Genomic DNA, 19,883 nt, shown 5'->3' on the forward strand with positions numbered 1-19,883 from the left:
CAGTTTCGTCACGAGATGAATTTTCTGGTATTTCAAGGAGAACGAGCCTTTTATGCAGGGAGTGTACTCTGATGGTACTCGACCGGAATAAAAGGCGACGTTCGACGCAGAAATACCAGAAAAGGCGCTCGTGACGGCACAGTCTTAGCCGCAGCGGGAAAACCCGCAAGCCGGGCAAATCAGGCACCCTTCCTGAAAAACAAGTTTTTCGCCGCAGTCGGGGCAGCAGTTGGCGGCAAGGTCGCTGACAGTATCCACAACCTCATCCTTGAGGTAGCGCTGCTCCAGCACCCAGGCAATGGCGTCAGGGATGGAAAGCAGCAGGCCCTTGCCGCGAAAGACGGGGTGTTCGCCGCCGATGCCTTTAATCTGCGCCACAACGTCGCGCACGTGCACGCCGGAGCGCAGCGCCAGAGAAACGAGGCGGCCTATGGCCTCGGCCTTGGCGGTAATGGAGCGGCCGGATTTGCCAATGGTGGCAAAGACCTCAAAGGGCCTGCCGTCCACCTCATTGACCGTAAGGTACATGGCCCCGAGGCCCGTCTGCACCTTGCGGGTAAAGCCCTGCACCTCGTCGGGGCGCTTGCGCACCAGAGACGTGGGCGCGGCGATGGGTGAAGCGGGGGCAGGCGCGCTGCCCTGCTGCCCGGCCGTGCCCGATTCGGGCGCGGAATCGCCGTCCATTTTCTTCTGTCCCTCGCCCGTGGCGAGCACCTGAATGCTCTTGCAGCCGTCGCGGTATACGGTGACGCCCTTGCAGCCTTCCTTATACGCCAGCCAGTATATTTCGCGGATGTCCTGCTCTGTGGCGCTGTTGGACAGGTTGACGGTTTTGGACACGGCATTGTCCGTGTGCCGCTGAAAGGCCGCCTGCATGCGCAGATGCCACACCGGCGCTATATCCATGGCAGTCACAAAGACCTTGCGCAGAGGGGCGGGCAGATAGTCCATGCCCTGAATGGAGCCCCTGGCCACCACGGCGTCCATCAGCTCATGGCTGAACAGCCCGCCGTTCTCAAGCGCTTCCGCAAAATGCGGATTCACTTCCACGAGGCGCTCGCCATCCAGAATATTGCGTGTAAAACACAGGGCGAAAAGCGGCTCCACGCCGGACGAGCAGCCAGCGATGATGGAAAGCGTGCCCGTGGGCGCGATGGTGGTTACCGTGGCGTTACGGTACGGCCCAAGCTTGCGGCGGCCGTACACCGAGGTCTCGTAGGCCGGGAACGGCCCGCGTTCCTGGGCCAGCAGGGCCGATGCCTTGTGCCCTTCCTCCTGCACAAAGGCCATGACCCGCTCGCCAAGGTCAATGCCCTCTTGCGAGTCATAGGCCACGCCAAGCTGAAAGAGCAGGTCGGCAAAGCCCATAACGCCCAGGCCGATCTTGCGGTTTTTGCGCACGGTTTCGCTGATGCGGTCAAGGGGAAAGCGCGAGGCGTCAATGACATTGTCGAGAAAGCGCACGCCCAGATGCACGGCATGGCGCAGTTCGTCCCAGTCTATGCCCTTCGCGGCCGGATCCGCATCGTTTTCGTGCCCGGGGACATAAAAGCAGGAAAGATTGATGGAACCGAGGTTGCAGGCTTCAAAGGGCAGCAGGGGCTGCTCGCCGCAAGGGTTGGTCGATTCAATGTCGCCCTGATCCGGCGTGGGATTGTCGCGGTTGATGCGATCAAGAAAGACAATGCCGGGATCGCCCGACAGCCATGCCTTGCGCACCAGCAGGTCAAAAACCTCGCGCGCGGGCAGGCGCCTCATGACTTCGCCGTTGTTGGGGGCCACGAGGTCATACTGCTCGTCCCGCTCCACGGCCTGCATGAAGGCTTCAGTCAATCCAACGGAAAGATTGAAGTTATTGAATTCGCCTTCTTTTTCCTTGGCGCCTATAAATTCGAGAATATCCGGGTGATCCACCCGCAGGATGCCCATGTTGGCTCCGCGTCGAGTGCCCCCCTGCTTTATCTGCTCCGTGGCGGTATTGAAAATGCGCAAAAAAGACACTGGCCCGGAGGCCACACCGCCGGTGGAACCTACCCGGCTGTCCTTGGGGCGCAGGCGCGAAAAGGAAAAGCCAGTGCCGCCGCCGGACTTGTGGATCATGGCCGCGTATTTGACGGCGTCAAAAATCTCTTCAATGGAGTCGCCCACCGGCAGCACAAAACAGGCGGAAAGCTGCCCCAGGTCCGTACCCGCGTTCATGAGGGTCGGCGAGTTGGGCAGAAACTTCCAACTGGTCATGAGGTCATAAAAATCGCGGGCCAATTGCCCGCTCTTCTGGCTGGAGCCCTCGTACTTTTCTTCTTCAACGGCAATGGCGGCTGCCACGCGCCAAAAAAGATCGCGTGGTGTTTCGATAGTCTGTCCGTCCAGGTTTTTGCGCAGATAACGCTTTTGCAAAACGACTTCGGTATTGGGCTTCAACTGTGGCTCAGGGAGATCTTTGGGCTGTGCGAGCATGGGAATGCTAACCTTGTCTTGAAGTTGTGCAGGGCAAAAACGGTCCTGCGGGACCATGGGCGAGTATACACGCTTGAAGGGTAAATAAAAGCCCCATACCAAAACGGCCGAAATTAACAGCTTGAATTAAATGACTTTGCATATCGATAGATATTTTTATTAGAGCAATTTTTCTTTGAAATTACTCTGGCGGATGCGGGAGCAGACGCCCGCCGTGGAGGCATACGCGCAGTGTATCTGCGCGGTTAACCGCCGGAGCGGGCGTTTTGAAAGCATTGCTTCAGGCTTTGTGGCGCAGGAAACTACGCTTGCTCCAGCCGCGAGAATAGATATTCTCAATGCGAAAATGCTCTAGAGCATTTAACACTTGAAATGCTCGCGTACGGCAGACAAAAGCCCGCCTACTCGCATTTCGTGGCAAGGATTTTCAGAAAAATCCTTGCAGAGCATTTAACTCATTTCATTCGTAAACTGCTCTAAGAGCCATTCTCCACGCAAAAACCCCCACAAAACGCGCGGGGAGGCGCGCCCTGTGGGGGTTGGTACTGCGTGAAAAAATAGATTTAGCCTTTTTTCCCGCCCTTTCCACCGCGCCTTTGCGGCCTGCCGGAATCGCGCTCGGAAGATGGCCGACGGGAGTCCGGTCGGGCCGGAGCATCCCGGCGGGCCGGACGGGCCGGACGCGGCATGCCTTCTGCAGGGGCCGCAGGGCTTGCGTGGGCATAACCATGCCCGGCGGGGGACGCGCCCCCGTAACCCGGCCGCCGCACAATGCGCGCGCCGCTCTTGGCGTCACGCCGTGCGTCCGGTGGCACCTGCACCTCGAGCAGACTGCCGGACGGCAGCCCGTCGGCATCTTCCAGCAACAACAGACCGCAGGCGGCACAGGCATAGCGGCCACGGCCCGCAAGGCCGGGAACGGCAAAAGGCGCTGTGAGCACGCGGGCCTTCATGCTGCCGGAAGTTTTGCGTCCCTGCTCCTGGCCAGCCGCAACTTCCGGCGCTGCCACGGGCGAAAGCAGGAGCGGCGCGAGACTCAGGCCGCTTTTGCCAAGCCCGGCATCGGCGGAAAGGTCTTCAAGCCATCTGGGCGCGTCTTCGCTGCCAAAGGTAAAGTGACACCAGGTGCGGCCTCCCTGACCGCCCAGCAGCGGACAGGCCGCCTGATGCGGGCACGGGGCCAGGGCCGTAAGCCCGCCCTCCACAGCCAGATGACGCAGATCCATAATGGTGGAACCGCCGAGGCGCGTGCCGGGTTCCACAAAAAGCAGGGATGGGCCAGAAGACTGGCCTTCCGCGCCGTCCGTGGCGGAGCGGCCATGGCTGCGGAACAGCGGCGCAAGCGCATCCAGAAAACGCGCAAGCCGCTCCTCGCGGCAATCGTCGGGCCGTTCGTCCGGATCCGCCGACTGGCCGGAACCGGCGCGCCCTTCCGCATCGGGATCGTCCATTCTCCCCATCAGGGGGGCGTCGTCTTCGTCGTAGGAATCAAGCGTGCTGGCGCGGCCGCTTCTTTTGCCGAAACGCAGTTCATTGAGCACGTTGGCGGCGCTGACCAGCCAGGGCCGGGCCTGCCCTCCGGACAGCAGCGGCGCGGCCTGTCGCGCGGCCTGCTCCAGCGGAGCCCGCACGATCTGCACCTGCCAGGGCTGATGGAAGGTCAGGGCTGCCACTTCGTGCAACAGGCTGCGCCCCAGTTCCAGCGGCTGCGACGAACTGTCCAGAGCCAGTACCTGAATGGGCGCTTGCCGCCACTCGGGACGGGCCAGCCACAGAGCCAGAGGCAAGGTCAGCGGGCCGGATCCTGTATCGATCAGCAGAGCCTTGCCGCCCTGAGCCGCGACGGCCTGCGGGTCCGGCAGGGGCATTGCCGCCAGCAGGCGGATGAGCCGCACCAGATTCCAGGGCAAAAAATAGTACATATACGCGCTGACAAAGGCCGGAGTACCCCAGTAGGGACGGTCAAGGGCCGCCCGCTCGGTGGTGAGCAGGCGTGACAGCCGGGCTATGTCGTCGGGCAGCGAACGGCGATGGGCCGCGCTCAGGGGCCATACGCGGGCCAGCACTTCCGGCAGTTGGTCAAGAATGACGCGCGCTTCTTCCGTCAAAGGCGGAAACAACGGCATTGCCCCCTTCCAGGCGTAACTCTGGGCGGTGGCCGGGCGCGGGGCTCGGGCGGTTATGGATTCACGCCTGTCCCGGTTGAAATCATCCCTGCTAAAGCTGTCCCGGTCGCGTCCGTCCCTGTTGAATCCAGCCCTGTTTCTGTTCTGACCATCTGCGCGGTCAAAAGCATTTTTGGCATCGGGCCAGCCTTCGGCTGACGCTCCACCCCTGCCGGAGCGCGGCGCGTCGGAGCGCGGCCTGCCAGAGTGCGGCGGGCGCGGCCCGTTGTCTCTGCCCTTGCCTGCGTCCTGGCCCCAGCTACGGTCTCTGTCCTGACCCCGGTTCCGGCCCCGGTTCTGCTCTCTGTCCTGGCCCCGGCTCTTGTCACGACCCTCGCCGGGCCAGTTTTTGTCAGACCCGGTTTTGCCGGATCTGCCCTTGTCCTGCTCATATTTTTTGGGCTCATATTTCTTGGCCCCAGATTTTTCGGGCCAAGCTTTTTCGGGCCGGCCTTTATCCTCATAGGACTTGCCCGCTCCCGCCCTGTCGGGACGGGAATGGCCTTCGCCGCCCTTGTCCTGACCGGGCCTGCCGCTGCGCGAGCCGCCGGGTTTGCCCGCTCCCGCCCTGTCGGGCCGGGAATGGCCTTCACCGCCCTTGTCCTGACCGGGCCTGCCGCTACGCGAACCGCCGGGTTTGCCCGCTCCCGCCCTGTCGGGACGGGAATGGCCTTCGCCACCCTTGTCCTGACCGGGCCTGCCGCTGCGTGAACCGCCGGGTTTGCCCGCTCCCGCCCTGTCGGGACGGGAATGACCTTCGCCGCCCTTGTCCTGACCGGGTCTGCCGCTGCGCGAACCGCCGGGTTTGCCCGCTCCCGCCCTGTCGGGACGGGAATGGCCTTCGCCACCCTTGTCCTGACCGGGTCTGTCTGCTGTCCTGTCCCTGTCCGCAGGCCTTTTCGCAGGTCTGTCTGCGGGCTTGTCACGAGAGACTTCGCCGTTGCGGGAACGGTCCGGACGCGGTTTCTTTTTTTGCTGATCTGACATTTATGCTCCAAAGCGCATGTGGCGTAAATAGTTCTGATGAAAATTCTTTTCTTCCACAAGGGGCAGCAGTCGGGCTGTGGCGCACAGTGCGGCCAGGTTTTCGCGCATCTGCGCGTTGCGGACCAGAAGGGCCGCGCCATCCAAAGAGGCATTGCCAACGGCCCGCAGGCGCGGAGCCAGAGCCGACGGCAAAAAGCCCAGCGTCTCAAGGTCCTGCGCCCGCACATGTTCGCCCAGAGCGCCCGCCAGACACAGGGCGGCCACATCGCCGGGGACAAGCCCCGCCGCAGCCAGCAGGCTTTCCAGCGCCAGGGCAAAGGCCGCCTTGACCTTGAGCAGTTCCTCCACGTCAGCGGCGCACAGCCACATGCCGTGGGGCAGACGCAGACGCATGCCCCCGCTGTCCTTGCCCGGTTCAAGGCACGCGGCCAGCCTGCGGGCCAGGGGCATGGCCGGAGCGGATTCAAAGCCGCCGTCCTCACGCACAAGTTTCGTCCGCAGCAGCACGGCCAGCAGGGACACATAACCGGTGGCGCTGATGCCCCGCGCCCTGCCGTCTTCCGCCGCCGGTCCCAAAAGCCCGCTGGCGGAGGCTTTGTGCCTGACAGCCTGACAGGAAGGGCACGGACAGTGCCCGCCGTGCTCACGCAGGTCATCTTCAGGCCGCCGGGCGAAGAAATGCGCCTCAAGGCCCGTGGGCGCAAGGCTGAAATCCGTAATCACCCCCGGCCCGGCCAGTTGTCCGCACTGCGGGCCAATGCCCTCAAGGGCCGGGCCCAGCGGCACGCTGGTCAGCAAAAGCCTGCCCTGCGCGTCCACAAGCGCCAGTTCGCCATTGGTGCCAAGGTCCGCCAGCACAAAGGGGCGCGGCATGTCCCCGGCCAGCAACGCGGCCAGCCCCGCGCTCACGTCGCCGCCCACAAAGGGAGCGGGCAAGGGCGGGATGTACACTGGCGGCAGGCCGGGCACTTGTACCGTTTCATGCCCGCCATGCGCAAGCCTGTAGGGCGCGGCGCACAGGCCGTCCACAGGCAGATCCAAAAAAATGTCCGTCATGGCCGTATTGGCGGCAAGGCACAAGCCCTCCACCCGCGCCGCGCCTTTTTGCTCAAGGAAATCCACCACATTTCGCAGGCTGCGCCGCACCAGTCGGGACAGCACGCTGCGGCCTTGCGGCTGCCGCGCCACGGCCAGCCGCGACATGATATCCGCCCCGGCCCCGGCCTGCGGGTTCAGAAAACTGCCCTGCCCCACAACGCCTGCCGTGTTTTCGCGCTCTCCGTCAACGGATATGCCAACGGCGCGCCAGTACACGGACGTTGTGCCCAAGTCCACAGCCAGAGCCAGCGGAACGGGCTTTCCCGCAGCATTGTCAGCCTGGGTGTCCGTCGAGCCGCCTGCCGGGCAGCCTGCCAAAATGTCAGGCCAAGCGCCAGCCGGGCTGTACGCCAAACTGCTGCCCGGCGTGTGCCGCCTGTGGTGTGCGACATACGTGGCGGCAACATCTTCCGGGCCAGACGGCCACGCCATGCTTTCCTGGGGAAGCTCCAGCGCGAGCCTTTCTCCGTCAGGCACTTGACGGCGGCACGCCAGACGCCAGCCCTCAGCCAGTTCACTGGCGGAAAAAACGTCCGCTTCGGCGGGCAGGGACGCGGGAGCTTTTGCCGCAAAGCGCACCCGGCACCGGCCGCAACGGCCAAGTCCGCCGCACAGGGGCTGGGGGGGCATTTGCCCGGAAAGCCAGATGGCCTGCGAAAGGCTTTGGCCCGGCGCAGCTTCTATTTCAAGGGGTTTTGCGTCCGCGTTTTCCCCCGGGGATGCGGCGGTTCCGGCGGCAAAAAAAATTTGTAACAGCATGGATATCGCTCCGGATGTAGCCTGCCTCAAGGGGCCATGGTTGGCAAGGAAAAGGCGCGGCCGCGCCGTCACGCTGCGCGCCCCTGTCCGCCCTTGTCAAAATGGCCTTTTTCTTGCAATATTTTCCAGCAATAGTTGATCAAGGAAAAAGCAAACCCTCACCAGGCACTTTTGGGGCTGGCATGAACAAAGTTTTGGCGCAAGATGAAGTGGATGCACTGCTTCGCGGGCTTTCCGGCGGCGAAATTGAGAGCGAAGTTGAGACCCCGGAAGACGATTCCGGCATTGTGGCCTTTGACCTTGCCAATCAGGACCGCATCATACGCGGGCGCATGCCCGTGCTTGAAATCGTCAATGACCGTTTCGCCCGGCTTTGCACCAACGCCCTTTCCAACTCCGTGCGCAAGCGCGTTGAACTGAATCCCATATCCATTGATATGACCAAGTTCGGCGAGTTCATGCGCTCCCTGCCCGTGCCCACGTCCATCAACATCTTCAAGATGGACCCCCTGCGCGGCAACGCCATCATGGTTGTGGACTCCCGCCTGGTCTTTGCCCTGGTGGAAAGCGTCTTTGGCGGCGCTGGCTCCCAGCCCAAGGTGGAAGGCCGCGAATTTACCCGCATCGAACAGGCCGTGGTGGATAAGATCGTCAAGATCGCCCTGGAAAATATGGAAGAATCCTGGCGGCCCGTGCACGACGTGAAGCTTGAACTGGTGCGCAGCGAAATCAACCCGCAGTTCGCCGCCATTGTGCCGCCCAGCGACGTCGTTGTCGTCATCACCTTTGAGGTTGAGCTGGATACGGCTCTGGGCTCCATGATTATCTGCCTGCCCTACGCCACCATCGAGCCCATCCGCTCCAAACTGCACGCCAGTTTTCAGACGGAACGGCTTGAAGTGGACCACGCCTGGGTGGCGCGCCTCAAGGAGCGCCTGCTGGAAACGCCCATTGAACTCAAGGTGCACTTCGGCAGCACCACCATCACAGGCAACCAGTTGCTGCGCATGCAGGTTGGCGACGTTCTTGTGCTGGACAAGGATCAGGAAGACCTGCTGAACTGCACCGTGGCCGGAGTCTGCAAGTATCAGGGAATAGCCGGCACCGTGAAGGCCATGAAGTCCTTTCAGATTATCAAGGAAAACGAACCGCAATACACCTGATCGCAGTTGCCGGGCCTGCCCCGGTAGACCTGCGCCGCCTGACGCCGCTTGGCGCTACCTGACGCCGCCGCCAACAGCAAACAGAATTCAGGCGACGCCAAAAGCGCACGCCCGCAGTGTTGCCACAAGCAAAGGCCCGTTTACACAGCCGGGCCTTTTTGTTCATTCCTTCATTTTTTCCAGCATGCGCGCCGCGCGCAACTGCCGCATGCGCGGAGCCAGGATGCGCACTGTCGCCGCTGGCAGATGCGGCACCACGGCCACGCCGTCCGGCACGTCATCGTCATCGCTGTTGTCGCTGCCTTCGGGGTGCAGCAAGATGCTCTGGCAGCCCGCCGCAAGACCAGCCTGCACATCGCGCACGCGGTCGCCGATCATCCAGGAGTTGGCCAGATCAAGATCCAGATCGCGGGCGGCCTGCAGCAGGAGCCCCGGATCGGGCTTGCGGCACTCGCAGGGGCCGGTGATTTCAGGCAGATGCGGGCAGTAGTACCACGCATCTATGGCCGCGTTCTTGGCGGCCAGTTCCGCATTCACCCATTCTTCCAGCAGGCGCAGCGCCTCGCGGTCATACATGCCGCGCGCGATGCCGGACTGGTTGCTCACCACCACAAGCACATAGCCCACGGCCCGCAGGCGCTTGAGCGCCTCGGCCACGCCGGGCAGCCATTGCCAGTCTTCCTTGCGGTATACGTAGCCGACATCCTTGTTCAGCGTGCCGTCACGGTCAAGAAATACTGCCCGCCGCAAAACCTTACCTTCCACCATATGCTTTCTCCTGACCGTTCTTGAGCGGGGCGCCGCCTGCGCCGAACCCGCTTCTTTGTGTCCTGAAGCCGCTGGAAACCACAGATATGCGTCGTCCATCATGCCGCAAATCCTGGCCAATTGCAAAAAAATCCGCACAGGCCCCAGGGCCTTTGATCTTTTCAAAGGTAAAAAGCTCTCACGCTGCACGAGAGTGCAGCGGCCGCAAGCTGCAAGGGTTCAGCCGAAAAGTTTTTTTGATTCAGAAGCGCAAAACGGCCCCATATTCAAAGGAACATGGGGCCGGAAAAGATTTTTTTCAGGCGCTTGCTCAGCGTCTGCCGTGGTAGTCGCGCAGAGTCGCGGCTTCTTCGGCCGCCTGCGCCACAGGCGCGGGCACAATGGTCTTGCCAATGGGGCACAGGGCCAGTGCGGCCAGCTTCACATGCTGCCATGCGAAGGGAATGCCGATAATGGTCACCGCGCATGCGGCGGCGGACACAAGATGTCCCATGGCAATCCAGATGCCCGCCAACAGCAGCCAGATGATGTTGCCCACTGTGCCGAACACGCTCGTGCCCACATCCGGGGAGCCTGTCAGCACATCGCGCGAAACGGGCATCTTGCCAAAGGGGAAAAAGGCGAAGTTGCCCATGACAAAGCACGCGCGCCCCCAGGGGATGCCCACAATGGAGATAAAGCAGAGCACGCCGAACAGCCACCACATGAGGCCCATAAAAACGCCGCCCAGCAAAAACCACAGCGCGTTGCCAAGGCAGCCCAGGGTACTGTTCATATATGTTCTCCCAAATCAGGGTAAACGACGGTAAAGAACACGTTCCACTTGTTATCGCTGCGGCGGTTGCACATGCAGCCGCTCGCCAGCAGCGAAGGCGCAAACACAGCTTCAGCCCGTACCCGCAGGGCTTGCCTGACCCGTTGACGGAAACGTCTACGGGGCAGGACAGATCGATACGGACGAAGACTACACCGCTATGTATTTGCGCTGTTAAGCGCCAAGGCGGGCGCGTCGTAACCTTTGGGAATGCCCATTCTCAAAGGCAAGCGGCTCTAGAAGTGCACCACGACCTGTTCGGTTTCGCCGCCGTCGCCCTTGCTGCGGCGGGCCACATCACCGATGTGCCAGGCGCGCAGGTTGAAGGCCTGAATGCGGCTGATGGCCTCTTCACTCTGATCAGGGGGCAGCACCATCACATAGCCTATGCCGCCGTTGAAAATCTGCAGGATTTCCGGCCAGGAAAGGTCGCCCGTTTCCTTGAGCCAGCGAAAGACCGGAGGCATCTGCCAACTGCCGAAATTGATGCGGGCCTCGACCTGGGCGGGCAGCACGCGGGGGATATTGTCGTAAAAGCCGCCGCCGGTAATATGGGCCATGCCCTTGACCTTGAGGTCGCGCAAAAGGGAGCGCACGGCTTCAACGTAAATGATGGTGGGCGCCAGCATGACTTCGCGCACGGTGGCCCCATCGGCTCCGGGAAAAGCGTCATCAGGTTTGAGACCGCTCTTTTCCAGCACCTTGCGGGCCAGGGAATAGCCGTTGGAGTGCAGACCGGAGGAGGCAATGCCCACGATGTGGTCGCCAACCTGGATGGCCGAACCGTCGATAAGCTTGGCATTGTCCACAATGCCCACGCAAAAGCCCGCGAGATCGTATTCGCCGGGGGCGTACATGTCGGGCATTTCAGCGGTTTCGCCGCCAAGCAGGGCACAGTCGGCCTGACGGCAGCCTTCGGCCACGCCGCCGATGACGGTCTGCGCCGTATCCACGTCAAGCTTGCCCGTTGCAAAATAATCCAGGAAAAACAGAGGATTGGCACCCTGTACCAAGATATCGTTGACGCTCATGGCCACCAGGTCGATACCCACGGTATCGTGCTTGTCAAAAGCAAAGGCCAGCTTGAGCTTGGTGCCCACGCCATCCGTGGAGGAAACCAGCAAAGGCTCGCTCATGCCGCTGAGGTCAGGTCGGAACAGGCCGCCAAAGCCGCCTATATCTGAGATGACACCCCTGGTCTGGGTGCTCTGCACCATAGATTTGATGCGCGAAACAAGGGTATTTCCCGCTTCAATGTCAACGCCTGCCTGCGTATAGGCTTTTGCGCGATCGCTGGACATCCGTAGCCTCCTTTAGATTGGCGTTCTTTAGCAGATTTTGCCGCAAAGCCCAAGCGACTTTTTTGCCATTAGGCCGCGCCAACGTTTTCAGGCTGCCTTTTTTTCCCTTCATCGTGCTGTCGGGCGCTGTCACGTTTTTTTACCAGCGCGCCGATCCTGCCATTTTTCGTAGACCAGTTTCACCGCCACTGCTAGAGTAAGGACGGGAAAGAACATGCGCATACTACCATCAAGAAGGTAGCCATGAAAAAACTTACGTCCATATGTCTGCTGTGCGCGATCTGCGCCCTGTGGAGCGTCCGCCCCACCCCGGCGGCCGGGCGAAACGAAGAGTACGTGCCCCCACCCGGGCAGCAGGGCGGCGCACAGGTATGGGGCACGCAAGACCTTGAAGGCGGCCCCGACCGGCGGGCACATACAAGTACACGGCGCGACAGCAATGGAGACATTGTCACTTCAGTTGTGCCCCCACCGCCGCCTGCGCAGCCGCAGCAATGGAACGGGCCCATCTATGTCACCCCCTGGGTGTCGCCCGACGGCAGCTATACCGTCGGCGGACAGGGCGGCGTCTACCCGGGAGGGCCATATCCTGGCGGGCCGCTCCCCGGAGTGCCCTACCCCGGCGGTCAGTATCCCGGCGGCGGCCAGTATCCCGGCGGCCAGTATCCGGGAAATCCCCATCCGGGGGGACAATATCCCGGTGGCGGACAGTACCACGGCGGCAAGCCTGGCAACGGCCAGTACCACGGCGACCCGCGCCCCGGCCAGCAACACTCCGGCGATCACAATGCCCAGTACCCAGGCCAGCGGCCCGGCGGAGCCCAATCTGGCGGCCCGCAAGCTGGCGGTGGAAGCGACAACTGGCAGCAAGACCCCTATTTCAACAGCAATCCGCATCCCGGCGGCCCCTCCTGGCCCACGGACGGGCCTCGCCCCGGCCCCAATCCTTCACAGGGGCAGGGCAATGTCCAGCGCCAGCCCGCACCGGGCAGCAACCACAATACTTACGGCAATCAGGACTATGGCAGTCAGGGCCATGGCGGACAAGGCTACGGCCCCGGATATAATCAGGGATACAATCAGGGATACGGCCAAACCAATGGGCAACCGTATGGCCAGCCCTATGGTCAGCCATACGGCCCAACCTATGGCCAGACCTATGCCCCGCCCACCCTCAACCAGAGAGCCAATGAAGAGGCCGACATCCTTGCGGACGAACAACAATGGCAGCAGCAGGGCGATCCACAAAACATGGAGGAAAACATGCCGCAGCCTTGGGGGCCGCCCATGGGCATGCCGCCGCAGGGCTATAATCAGGGCTATGACCAGGGCTATGGCCAGCACGGATACGGCCAGCCGGGGTACGGCGGCCAGGGCCAGCAACAGGGCGCGCCCCAAAGCCAGCAGCAGGGCCAGCCCGGGCAACGGCAGCAACCCCCGCCGCCCCAGAGCGGCACAGCCCCCGCCGTGCCGTACAGCACCATAAACCCCAACACTTCCGCAGGGGGGCGCTGATATGCAGGCACTGCTCTGGCACGCGCTGGACGGCGCGCACAAGGGTTCCGTTCAGTGCGACTTGTGCGCCCACGCCTGCCGCCTGAAAAAAGGCGACAAGGGCCTGTGCGGCGTACGCGCCAACAGTAACGGCGAACTGGTCACGCTTGTGGGCAACGTTGTTACGGCCGTCAATATGGACCCGGTGGAAAAAAAGCCGCTCTACCATTTTTTACCCGGCTCAAGAACCTTTTCCATTGGCAGCGCAGGCTGCAATTTTTTCTGTAAATACTGCCAGAACAGCAGCATTGCCCACATCCCCCCCAGCGGCCTCGTGCCCGGCAAAAGGGCGACGCCCGAAGACCTGATCGTGCTCGCGCAGGAAAATCACGCACGCAGCATGGCCTTTACCTATAATGAACCCACGGTGTTTTTTGAACTGGTATATGAAACGGCCGGGCTGGCCACCGCCCGTGATATCCGCTGCCTTCTCGTGACCAACGGCTACATGTCGGAAGAATGCCTGCGGGCCCTCAGCCGCCGCGTCTGCGCCGTCAACGTGGATCTCAAATCGTTTCGCGACAGCTTTTACCGGCAGTATTGCGGCGCACGTCTGCAACCTGTGCTTGATAATCTCAAAGCCATGCGTAAACTCGGCTGGTGGCTGGAAGTGACCACCCTGGTCATTCCCGGCGTCAATGACAGCGCCGCCGAACTCAAGGAGGCGGCAGCCTTCATCCATCAGGAACTGGGAGCCCACACGCCCTGGCACCTTTCGGCCTTTCACGGCGCGCACCAGATGGCCGACCACCCCTCCACACCTCTTTCCAAACTGGAAGAGGCATGGAGCATCGGCCGCCAGGAAGGTCTGAACTTCGTGTACATCGGCAACGCGCTGAGCGCCATGGCCAGCAATACCTTTTGCCCTGAATGCGGCGTGCTGGTCATTGAGCGCCAGGGCTACAGCGTAGCCATGCATATGCAGGCGGGCGCACCGGGCGTTTGCCCTTCCTGCCATACAACACTGCCCGGAGTCTGGATCTGATGATTCTTGTATATACTGGCGACGGCAAGGGAAAAACCAGCGCCTGCACAGGGCAGGCCGTACGTGCCCTGGGTCAGGGCATGAAGGTGGCTTTTGGCCAGTTCATGAAGCGCGACGGACAGGCCGGAGAACAGGCCATGCTGTCGCAGTGGCTTGGGCCGCGCTTTGTGGCCGGGGGACTCGGTTTCTTGCGCAAGGATGAAGACCGCCCCGCGCACCGGCAGGCCGCCCTGCGCATGCTTGACTGGGCGCGGGAGCAACTGGCCCATGTGGACATGCTGGTGCTGGACGAAACCCTGTACGCCCTGAGCGCGGGCATTCTGACGCAGGAAGAAGTGGAAGACCTGCTCGCCCTTGCCCGGCAGCGGGATAAACACCTGGTGCTCTCGGGCCGCAACGCCCCGGACTGGCTGGTGGAAGCCGCCGATCTTGTCACGTCCATGACAGAAATCAAGCATCCGTGGCGCTCTGGCGTCAAGGCCAGCCCCGGAATCGAATACTAGCGCAAGGTCACGTTGCAATATTTTGTGGGGGAGGAGACCCTTTTGTAAAAGGGTCTCCTCCCCCACGCCCCCACCCCCCAAAACCTTTACATTTTTTACAGAGTACAACGCGTTTTCAGATCTGAAACGGTAAAAAGGATTGTTCATGACGGCATTGACCATCTACGTGGCTGGCTCATTCAAGCACAAACACGGTGTGCGGCTTCTGGGACGCGAACTGCGCGGCATGGGCTGCCGCCTTCTTGACTGGACGGAAAAGGCCGTGCCGCCGCCCGGCCTCACCCCCGCCGAACGCCGCATCTGGATGGATACGGACAGGGACGGCGGGCAGGTCTACAGCTTTTGCCGGGACGCCTGCATCGAGGCGGATATGGTCATCTACTACGGCGCGTCCGGGCAGGACGCCGGGGTGGAAGTGGGTCTGGCCGCCGGGGCCGGGGTTCCGGTACTGGGCATACGCGGCCCCCTTGAAGGGCCCGGCCTTATGCTGCACGGCGCCGTCAGCCTCTGGACGGACAGCATCGAGGAGGCCCTTGAGGCCACGGCCGCCCTGTTGCGCCACAAAGAAGAGGACTGGGAAAACCTGGCCGCCGAACCCTGCGAAGGGCTGCGCCGCATGGGCCAGGCCTTGCGCAATGGCAGAGCCTGAACAAGGCTGTCCTCGGAAAGATTATTCGCTTGCCCTCGGAAGGCTATTCGCCTGGCCGGGGGCGCTTTTTTTCAAAGCGCACGTCACCGTTCCCAGAGGTGGCGGCGGGCATCCAGCCCAGATGCGCGTAAAATCCGCTGGCCCTGCTCCTGCCGTCAGTCTCAAGCCAGATGGTTTCGTGCCGGCGAAAAAGGCTGGCCTCTGCCTCGGCCATAAGCCTTCGGCCAAGCCCGCGCCCCTCCCATTCCGGCAGAACAAAGGCGGCAAAAACGCAGCCTTCCTCCGCATCAACCATGGCAAAGCCCACGGCTTTGCCATCAGCTTTGGCCAGCCAGGCGCAGGACTCGGCCGCAATGGCCTCCCGTATGGCGTCGGGCGTGATGCCCATTGCCGCCATCTGTTCCAGAGAAAGGTGGTTTTCCTTCACGCTGGTGCGGATGTGAAAAACGGCCTCCACATCCGCCTCGGTGGCGGATCGTATGTGTATGGCGGCGTCATGCATGGGTTTTCCCTTTTTGCTGCGCGCCTGCGCCTGGCAGGCGAACACATAAAAGAGATGGCCCGGTTTGCAACGACATGTGCGTCAAAACCGGGCCATCTGGTGATGTTAGAGCATTTTAACTTTGAAAAAGTGTAAATGCTCTAACGCTGTACGAAAGTACAGCGCGCCACAACGTGGCGTGGATTCCGTCGAAAATCGCATTTTCGGCTGAATGAAAACTTTGAAATGTGAAACATTTCAAAGTTAATCTGCTCTATTATTCGTCAGCGCCTGCGTCAGGGCAGATCGTTGCTTTCCAGACCGCCGCCGGAAGCGCCGCTGGAAGATGAACTGCCGGAAGACGAGCCGTCGGAACGGGCCGGTGAAGACGCGGGGGTCGTGTTCATGCCGCCCGCTTCGCTTCCAGCGCCCATGCCCTCGCCAGCGCGGCCCGCGCCATCGTGCTGCTCAGGCGTACTTGTGCCAAGCTGGCCGACCTTTTGGGGCAACATCAGGTAGCTCGTTACGGAAGTCACCCCGGGCACGCCGCGTGCGGCCTGTATGGCCAGCTGCTTTTCGGCGTCGTCCTTGACCACGCCCAGCAGCACCACGCGGCCCGAGTTCACCTCCGTATCGATCCGCGAGGACGAAAGCCCCTTGGTGCCTATGAGATCCTTACGCAGCCGCGCCGCCAGCATCATGTTGTTGCTGTCGCTGGTGGCAGGGGTAAACCAGTGCGGCGTGACGGAAAGGGGCTTGTACTTCTGGGCAATGGTTATGGCCTTGCCCTGCATGTCCGCCGGGATCTCGCCCACAAGAAACACATGGCGGTAAAAACTGTACACAGCAACAGACCAGCCCCCGGTGAAGCTTTCATCCATGAGGCCTGTCTTGATCTTGGTGGCCATGGCCTTGTCGTCCGAAATGGTGTCAACAAGGCGTTGGTCGTCGATGATACCGTAGCCGCCGTAAGCGCAGCCGCTCAGGCCCGCCAGCAGTAACAGCAGCAGAATAAGCGTCAGGCGTTGCATGACATTCTCCTTTGGGCGTCTATTGCTTTTCGCGCCGGATGCGCGCGCCCACGGCATTGAGCTTGTGCTCGATATGCTCATACCCTCTGTCCAGATGGTAGATACGGCGTACTTCCGTAGTGCCTTGAGCCGCAAGGCCAGCCAGCACCAGCGAAGCGCTGGCCCGAAGGTCCGAGGCCATGACAGGGGCTCCCGTGAGTTTCTGCACGCCGCGCACCATGGCCGTATGGCCTGAAACCTTAATCTGCGCGCCCATACGCATCAGTTCCTGAACATGCATGAAGCGGTTTTCAAAAATGCTCTCTTCCACCACACTGGCCCCCTGGGCCAGGCACATGAGCGCCATGAGCTGGGCCTGCATGTCTGTGGGAAAGCCAGGGAAGGGCTGTGTCTTCACGTCCGTGCCGCGCAAGGGCGCGGAGCAGCAGCGGGCCAGCACGCCCTTGTCCTGCGGGATGATTTCCATGCCCATGCCGCGCAGCTTGAGAATGACGGCCTCAAGTTCCTCATACGGGCAATTGTGCAGCAAAAGCTCGCCGCCCGTGATGCCTGCGGCCACCAGAAACGTGCCGGCCTCAATGCGGTCGGACATGACGGGGTAAACGGCGCTGTGCAATGAACTGACGCCCTTGATGCGGATGGTGGACGTGCCCTGCCCCGTTATGTGCGCGCCGCAGGCGCACAGGAAGTTGGCAAGGTCCACCACCTCGGGCTCGCGGGCCACGTTTTCAAGAATGGTCTCGCCTTCTGCAAGGGTCGCGGCCATGAGCAGATTTTCAGTGCCGCCCACTGTGGGCATGTCAAAAGTGATGTGCGCGCCCGTGAGCTTGCGGCAGCGCCCGATGATGTACCCCTCTTCCAGCTGGAAGCTCGCGCCCATCTGCTCCAGCCCCTTGAGGTGCTGGTCCACAGGGCGCGCGCCGATGGCGCAGCCGCCCGGCAGGGCCACACGGGCCTGCCCGATGCGCGCCAGCAATGGCCCGAGGCACAGCACAGAGGCCCGCATGGTGCGCACAAGGTCATACGGCGCTTCGGGCAGTAGCGTTCCGGGGGCGATTTTCACCTGCCCCTTTTCGTAGTGGCAGTCGCAGCCGAGCACCCCAAGGAGATTGAGGGTCGTGTGGATGTCGCGCAGGTCAGGCACATTGGTGATGGTGACGGGCTCTTCGGCAAGAATGGCCGCAAAAAGAATGGGCAGGGCCGCATTTTTGGACCCGCTGACTTCAATAGTGCCTGTGAGTGGCAGACCGCCTTCAATGACCAGTTTATCCATAACTATCCCCGAACGGTTATGCCGCTTTGCGGCCGATGTTTGTCGTGTGGTGTTTTACCCCGTCGGGCATACGCGAACGTGCGCGGACGAGTGAGAGCAGGCACTGACGGGCTTGCCGTCCAGGGCCGGTGCGGACCCGCAGGCTGCCTCTTGCGGCGGTTTGCGGAGTGTAGTTTTTTTTCTAGATAAAATCCAGATCGCACCCGACTAAAAAAGTCTTGCCAAAAGAAATTATCCTGCTTATAAGAGCTTTCCCGTGGCGGAAGTAGCTCAGTAGGTAGAGCACCTGGTTGTGGCCCAGGTGGCCGTGGGTTCAAGTCCCATCTTTCGCCCCACAAATTTCCCGCGCCAGCACACGCCACGGCGCGGGTTTTTTTACGGAGCGTGGCGCAGCCTGGTAGCGCACCTGCTTTGGGAGCAGGGGGTCGAAGGTTCGAATCCTTTCGCTCCGACCAAATAAATCATGGGCTTATGGTGAATAACCATAAGCCCTTTTTTCGTTAGGATACACACTAGGATACAGAAAGCATAAAAACTGATTGCCGCTAAAAAAATAAAAACAATAAAATAAGCATGTCACAATATCGGCATGCTTTGATAGCCCGCAATATAAATGCAAACGATTGCAAGTTACCGCAATCTCTGCAATTACCACCTCCCTCTAATCTCCCTTACGCAGCAACGGTTTCAGCCCCCATTGCGGCACTTTCTTTTTTGCAATTTTTTGACAGAAAAGCCCGAAGGTTGGCGCGGATGAGTGCTTTTCCTGCATAGATTTTTTTCTTGCTGAACTGATGGCGCAAAAAGAAAGCGACAAGGGGTGTCGCGTTTTGGCGTAACTTATGATTTCATTACACCATCAACGCCGTGGTGATATCCAACTGCTCATCTTCAAGTTTTCGCTAGCGAGGGAATAAATGCGGACTTTAACTATTACCCTATTAGTCCTGCTGACTCTGGGTGGCTGCACAAAGCGGCTACCTGAGTTCGGGCCGCCCGAATTTGGAACCTTGGAACGAGGGCAAATAGTTTATATCACGATTCCTGGTGGGGAAATGATTGCCAAGGATGATAGAAGATCAGAGCCCGACGCACCACGAGATTACACACGTTATCCAGACATTGAAACTCAAATTGCAAGAATGCTTCAGAAGGCTATCGCACCCTATACAACACGAGCTATCATCAGCGACCGTTATGAACCTTGGCCCGAAGCCTCTAAAATAGCCAAGGCTAACAATGCGCGCTACCTAATTTATTTAACAATGCAGATCGGAAAAAGTCACCTTTATCTTGAACGAGAAAAAGTACGGCGACTTTTCCTTCTCATTAGCATTATGGATTTAGACAGTAATGCCCTATCGCGCACAACAGTCATGTATATTACGTTCCGCGACCTGAATCCCCAGGATGTCACCCCTGAGGTGCTGAACAATGTCCAATCGGGCTTTGATAGCCGAGCAAAACTTTTATTCGAGGGAAAACCTTCTTCAAATACATTACCATAACTTGAAGATTAGCATGGTAGTGCCTGAAGCTATCTTTGCTTGGCAAAAGCCATAAATTTTTCTGATGGCGAAAGCAGCCTTATCGCCAATAGGTTTGTAAGCGCCTTACCTGCTGACGATTCCAGATGATTGGCAGTAGGTTTTATTTCAAAATCTCTATGAGGAGGGTTTGGGATGAGAATACTGATTGCCTGTTTACTGACTTTATTTTGCCTTGCTACAACAGCTTCTGCCAAGGATGAACCACAAGGGCTTAATTTGACGCCCAAGCAGATCGACACGGTGATGGAAGTCATGCTGGAACATTTTGAACTGAAGCTGGCTCATCGCAAAGACACCCTTATGTGGGGTTTCAGGAACGAAGGGGCACTTGTGGCCTCTTAGGCG

At 60.6% G+C, this 19,883-nt stretch carries 16 protein-coding genes and 2 tRNA genes; 9 read left to right on the forward strand and 9 right to left on the reverse strand.

All coding sequences use genetic code 11. The features are described from left to right. Nucleotides 1–144: 144 nt before the first annotated feature. The 3 genes from DESU86_RS03700 to DESU86_RS03710 all read right to left on the reverse strand — a co-directional run bounded on the left by DESU86_RS03700 (nucleotide 145) and on the right by DESU86_RS03710 (nucleotide 7,466). The gene (locus DESU86_RS03700; RefSeq protein WP_179979814.1) at nucleotides 145–2,457 is read right to left on the reverse strand and encodes a vitamin B12-dependent ribonucleotide reductase; all 2,313 of its coding nucleotides are present in this window, start codon (nucleotides 2,455–2,457) and stop codon (nucleotides 145–147) included. Between the two features lie 563 nt (nucleotides 2,458–3,020). Continuing rightward, nucleotides 3,021–5,609 (reverse strand): small ribosomal subunit Rsm22 family protein, encoded by a 2,589-nt coding sequence (locus DESU86_RS03705; protein ID WP_179979815.1) that lies wholly within the window; start codon nucleotides 5,607–5,609, stop codon nucleotides 3,021–3,023. Continuing rightward, nucleotides 5,610–7,466, reverse strand: coding sequence for an ASKHA domain-containing protein (locus DESU86_RS03710; RefSeq protein WP_179979816.1), 1,857 nt, complete (start codon nucleotides 7,464–7,466; stop codon nucleotides 5,610–5,612). It lies immediately after the preceding gene. Between the two features lie 182 nt (nucleotides 7,467–7,648). Here DESU86_RS03710 and fliM point away from each other — a divergent pair, with 182 nt between their 5' ends. Next, on the forward strand, nucleotides 7,649–8,629 hold the full coding sequence (gene fliM / locus DESU86_RS03715) for a flagellar motor switch protein FliM (RefSeq protein WP_179979817.1): 981 nt from the start codon (nucleotides 7,649–7,651) through the stop codon (nucleotides 8,627–8,629). A gap of 162 nt (nucleotides 8,630–8,791) precedes the next feature. Here fliM and gmhB read toward each other — a convergent pair whose 3' ends face one another. The 3 genes from gmhB to purM all read right to left on the reverse strand — a co-directional run bounded on the left by gmhB (nucleotide 8,792) and on the right by purM (nucleotide 11,512). Beyond that, the gene (gene gmhB / locus DESU86_RS03720) at nucleotides 8,792–9,397 is read right to left on the reverse strand and encodes a D-glycero-beta-D-manno-heptose 1,7-bisphosphate 7-phosphatase (RefSeq protein WP_179979818.1); all 606 of its coding nucleotides are present in this window, start codon (nucleotides 9,395–9,397) and stop codon (nucleotides 8,792–8,794) included. A 310-nt stretch (nucleotides 9,398–9,707) separates the two neighbouring features. Continuing rightward, a complete protein-coding gene (locus DESU86_RS03725; RefSeq protein ID WP_179979819.1) occupies nucleotides 9,708–10,172 on the reverse strand; it encodes a YccF domain-containing protein in 465 nt (154 codons plus the stop codon). A gap of 275 nt (nucleotides 10,173–10,447) precedes the next feature. Continuing rightward, entirely contained in the window at nucleotides 10,448–11,512 is a 1,065-nt protein-coding gene (purM, locus tag DESU86_RS03730) for a phosphoribosylformylglycinamidine cyclo-ligase (protein ID WP_179979820.1), read from the reverse strand. Nucleotides 11,513–11,755: 243 nt separating this feature from the next. Here purM and DESU86_RS03735 point away from each other — a divergent pair, with 243 nt between their 5' ends. From DESU86_RS03735 to DESU86_RS03750, 4 genes are all read left to right on the forward strand, one after another. Beyond that, nucleotides 11,756–13,027, forward strand: coding sequence for a hypothetical protein (locus tag DESU86_RS03735; RefSeq protein WP_179979821.1), 1,272 nt, complete (start codon nucleotides 11,756–11,758; stop codon nucleotides 13,025–13,027). Between the two features lies 1 nt (nucleotide 13,028). Beyond that, nucleotides 13,029–14,051, forward strand: coding sequence for an AmmeMemoRadiSam system radical SAM enzyme (gene amrS, locus DESU86_RS03740; RefSeq protein WP_179979822.1), 1,023 nt, complete (start codon nucleotides 13,029–13,031; stop codon nucleotides 14,049–14,051). Then, nucleotides 14,051–14,554, forward strand: coding sequence for a cob(I)yrinic acid a,c-diamide adenosyltransferase (locus tag DESU86_RS03745; RefSeq protein WP_179979823.1), 504 nt, complete (start codon nucleotides 14,051–14,053; stop codon nucleotides 14,552–14,554). The genes amrS and DESU86_RS03745 overlap by 1 nt, the downstream gene beginning before the upstream one ends. A 145-nt stretch (nucleotides 14,555–14,699) precedes the next feature. After that, entirely contained in the window at nucleotides 14,700–15,203 is a 504-nt protein-coding gene (locus tag DESU86_RS03750; RefSeq protein WP_179979824.1) for a translation initiation factor 2, read from the forward strand. Between the two features lie 43 nt (nucleotides 15,204–15,246). On the opposite strand, the gene DESU86_RS03755 is transcribed toward DESU86_RS03750, so the two are convergent. The 3 genes from DESU86_RS03755 to murA form a co-directional block, all read right to left on the reverse strand. Continuing rightward, nucleotides 15,247–15,705: a GNAT family N-acetyltransferase gene (locus DESU86_RS03755; protein ID WP_179979825.1), complete on the reverse strand. Its 459-nt coding sequence runs from the start codon at nucleotides 15,703–15,705 to the stop codon at nucleotides 15,247–15,249. A gap of 275 nt (nucleotides 15,706–15,980) precedes the next feature. Further along, nucleotides 15,981–16,715: a BON domain-containing protein gene (locus tag DESU86_RS03760; protein WP_179979826.1), complete on the reverse strand. Its 735-nt coding sequence runs from the start codon at nucleotides 16,713–16,715 to the stop codon at nucleotides 15,981–15,983. 19 nt (nucleotides 16,716–16,734) lie between these two features. Then, nucleotides 16,735–17,988: a UDP-N-acetylglucosamine 1-carboxyvinyltransferase gene (gene murA, locus DESU86_RS03765; protein WP_179979827.1), complete on the reverse strand. Its 1,254-nt coding sequence runs from the start codon at nucleotides 17,986–17,988 to the stop codon at nucleotides 16,735–16,737. A 259-nt stretch (nucleotides 17,989–18,247) separates the two neighbouring features. Between murA and DESU86_RS03770 the strand changes: the two genes are divergently transcribed. The 4 genes from DESU86_RS03770 (at nucleotide 18,248) to DESU86_RS03785 (ending at nucleotide 19,880) form a co-directional block, all read left to right on the forward strand. Then, nucleotides 18,248–18,323: transfer RNA gene (locus tag DESU86_RS03770), tRNA-His, on the forward strand. Between the two features lie 43 nt (nucleotides 18,324–18,366). Further along, a tRNA-Pro gene (locus DESU86_RS03775) sits at nucleotides 18,367–18,443 on the forward strand. Nucleotides 18,444–19,043: 600 nt separating this feature from the next. Further along, complete coding sequence (locus tag DESU86_RS03780; RefSeq protein WP_179979828.1) at nucleotides 19,044–19,496, forward strand: hypothetical protein; 453 nt, start codon at nucleotides 19,044–19,046, stop codon at nucleotides 19,494–19,496. Between the two features lie 174 nt (nucleotides 19,497–19,670). Next, the gene (locus DESU86_RS03785) at nucleotides 19,671–19,880 is read left to right on the forward strand and encodes a hypothetical protein (RefSeq protein WP_179979829.1); all 210 of its coding nucleotides are present in this window, start codon (nucleotides 19,671–19,673) and stop codon (nucleotides 19,878–19,880) included. The last annotated feature ends 3 nt before the right edge of the window (nucleotides 19,881–19,883 follow it).

This window comes from Desulfovibrio sp. 86 (genome assembly GCF_902702915.1).
GTDB lineage: Bacteria > Desulfobacterota > Desulfovibrionia > Desulfovibrionales > Desulfovibrionaceae > Desulfovibrio.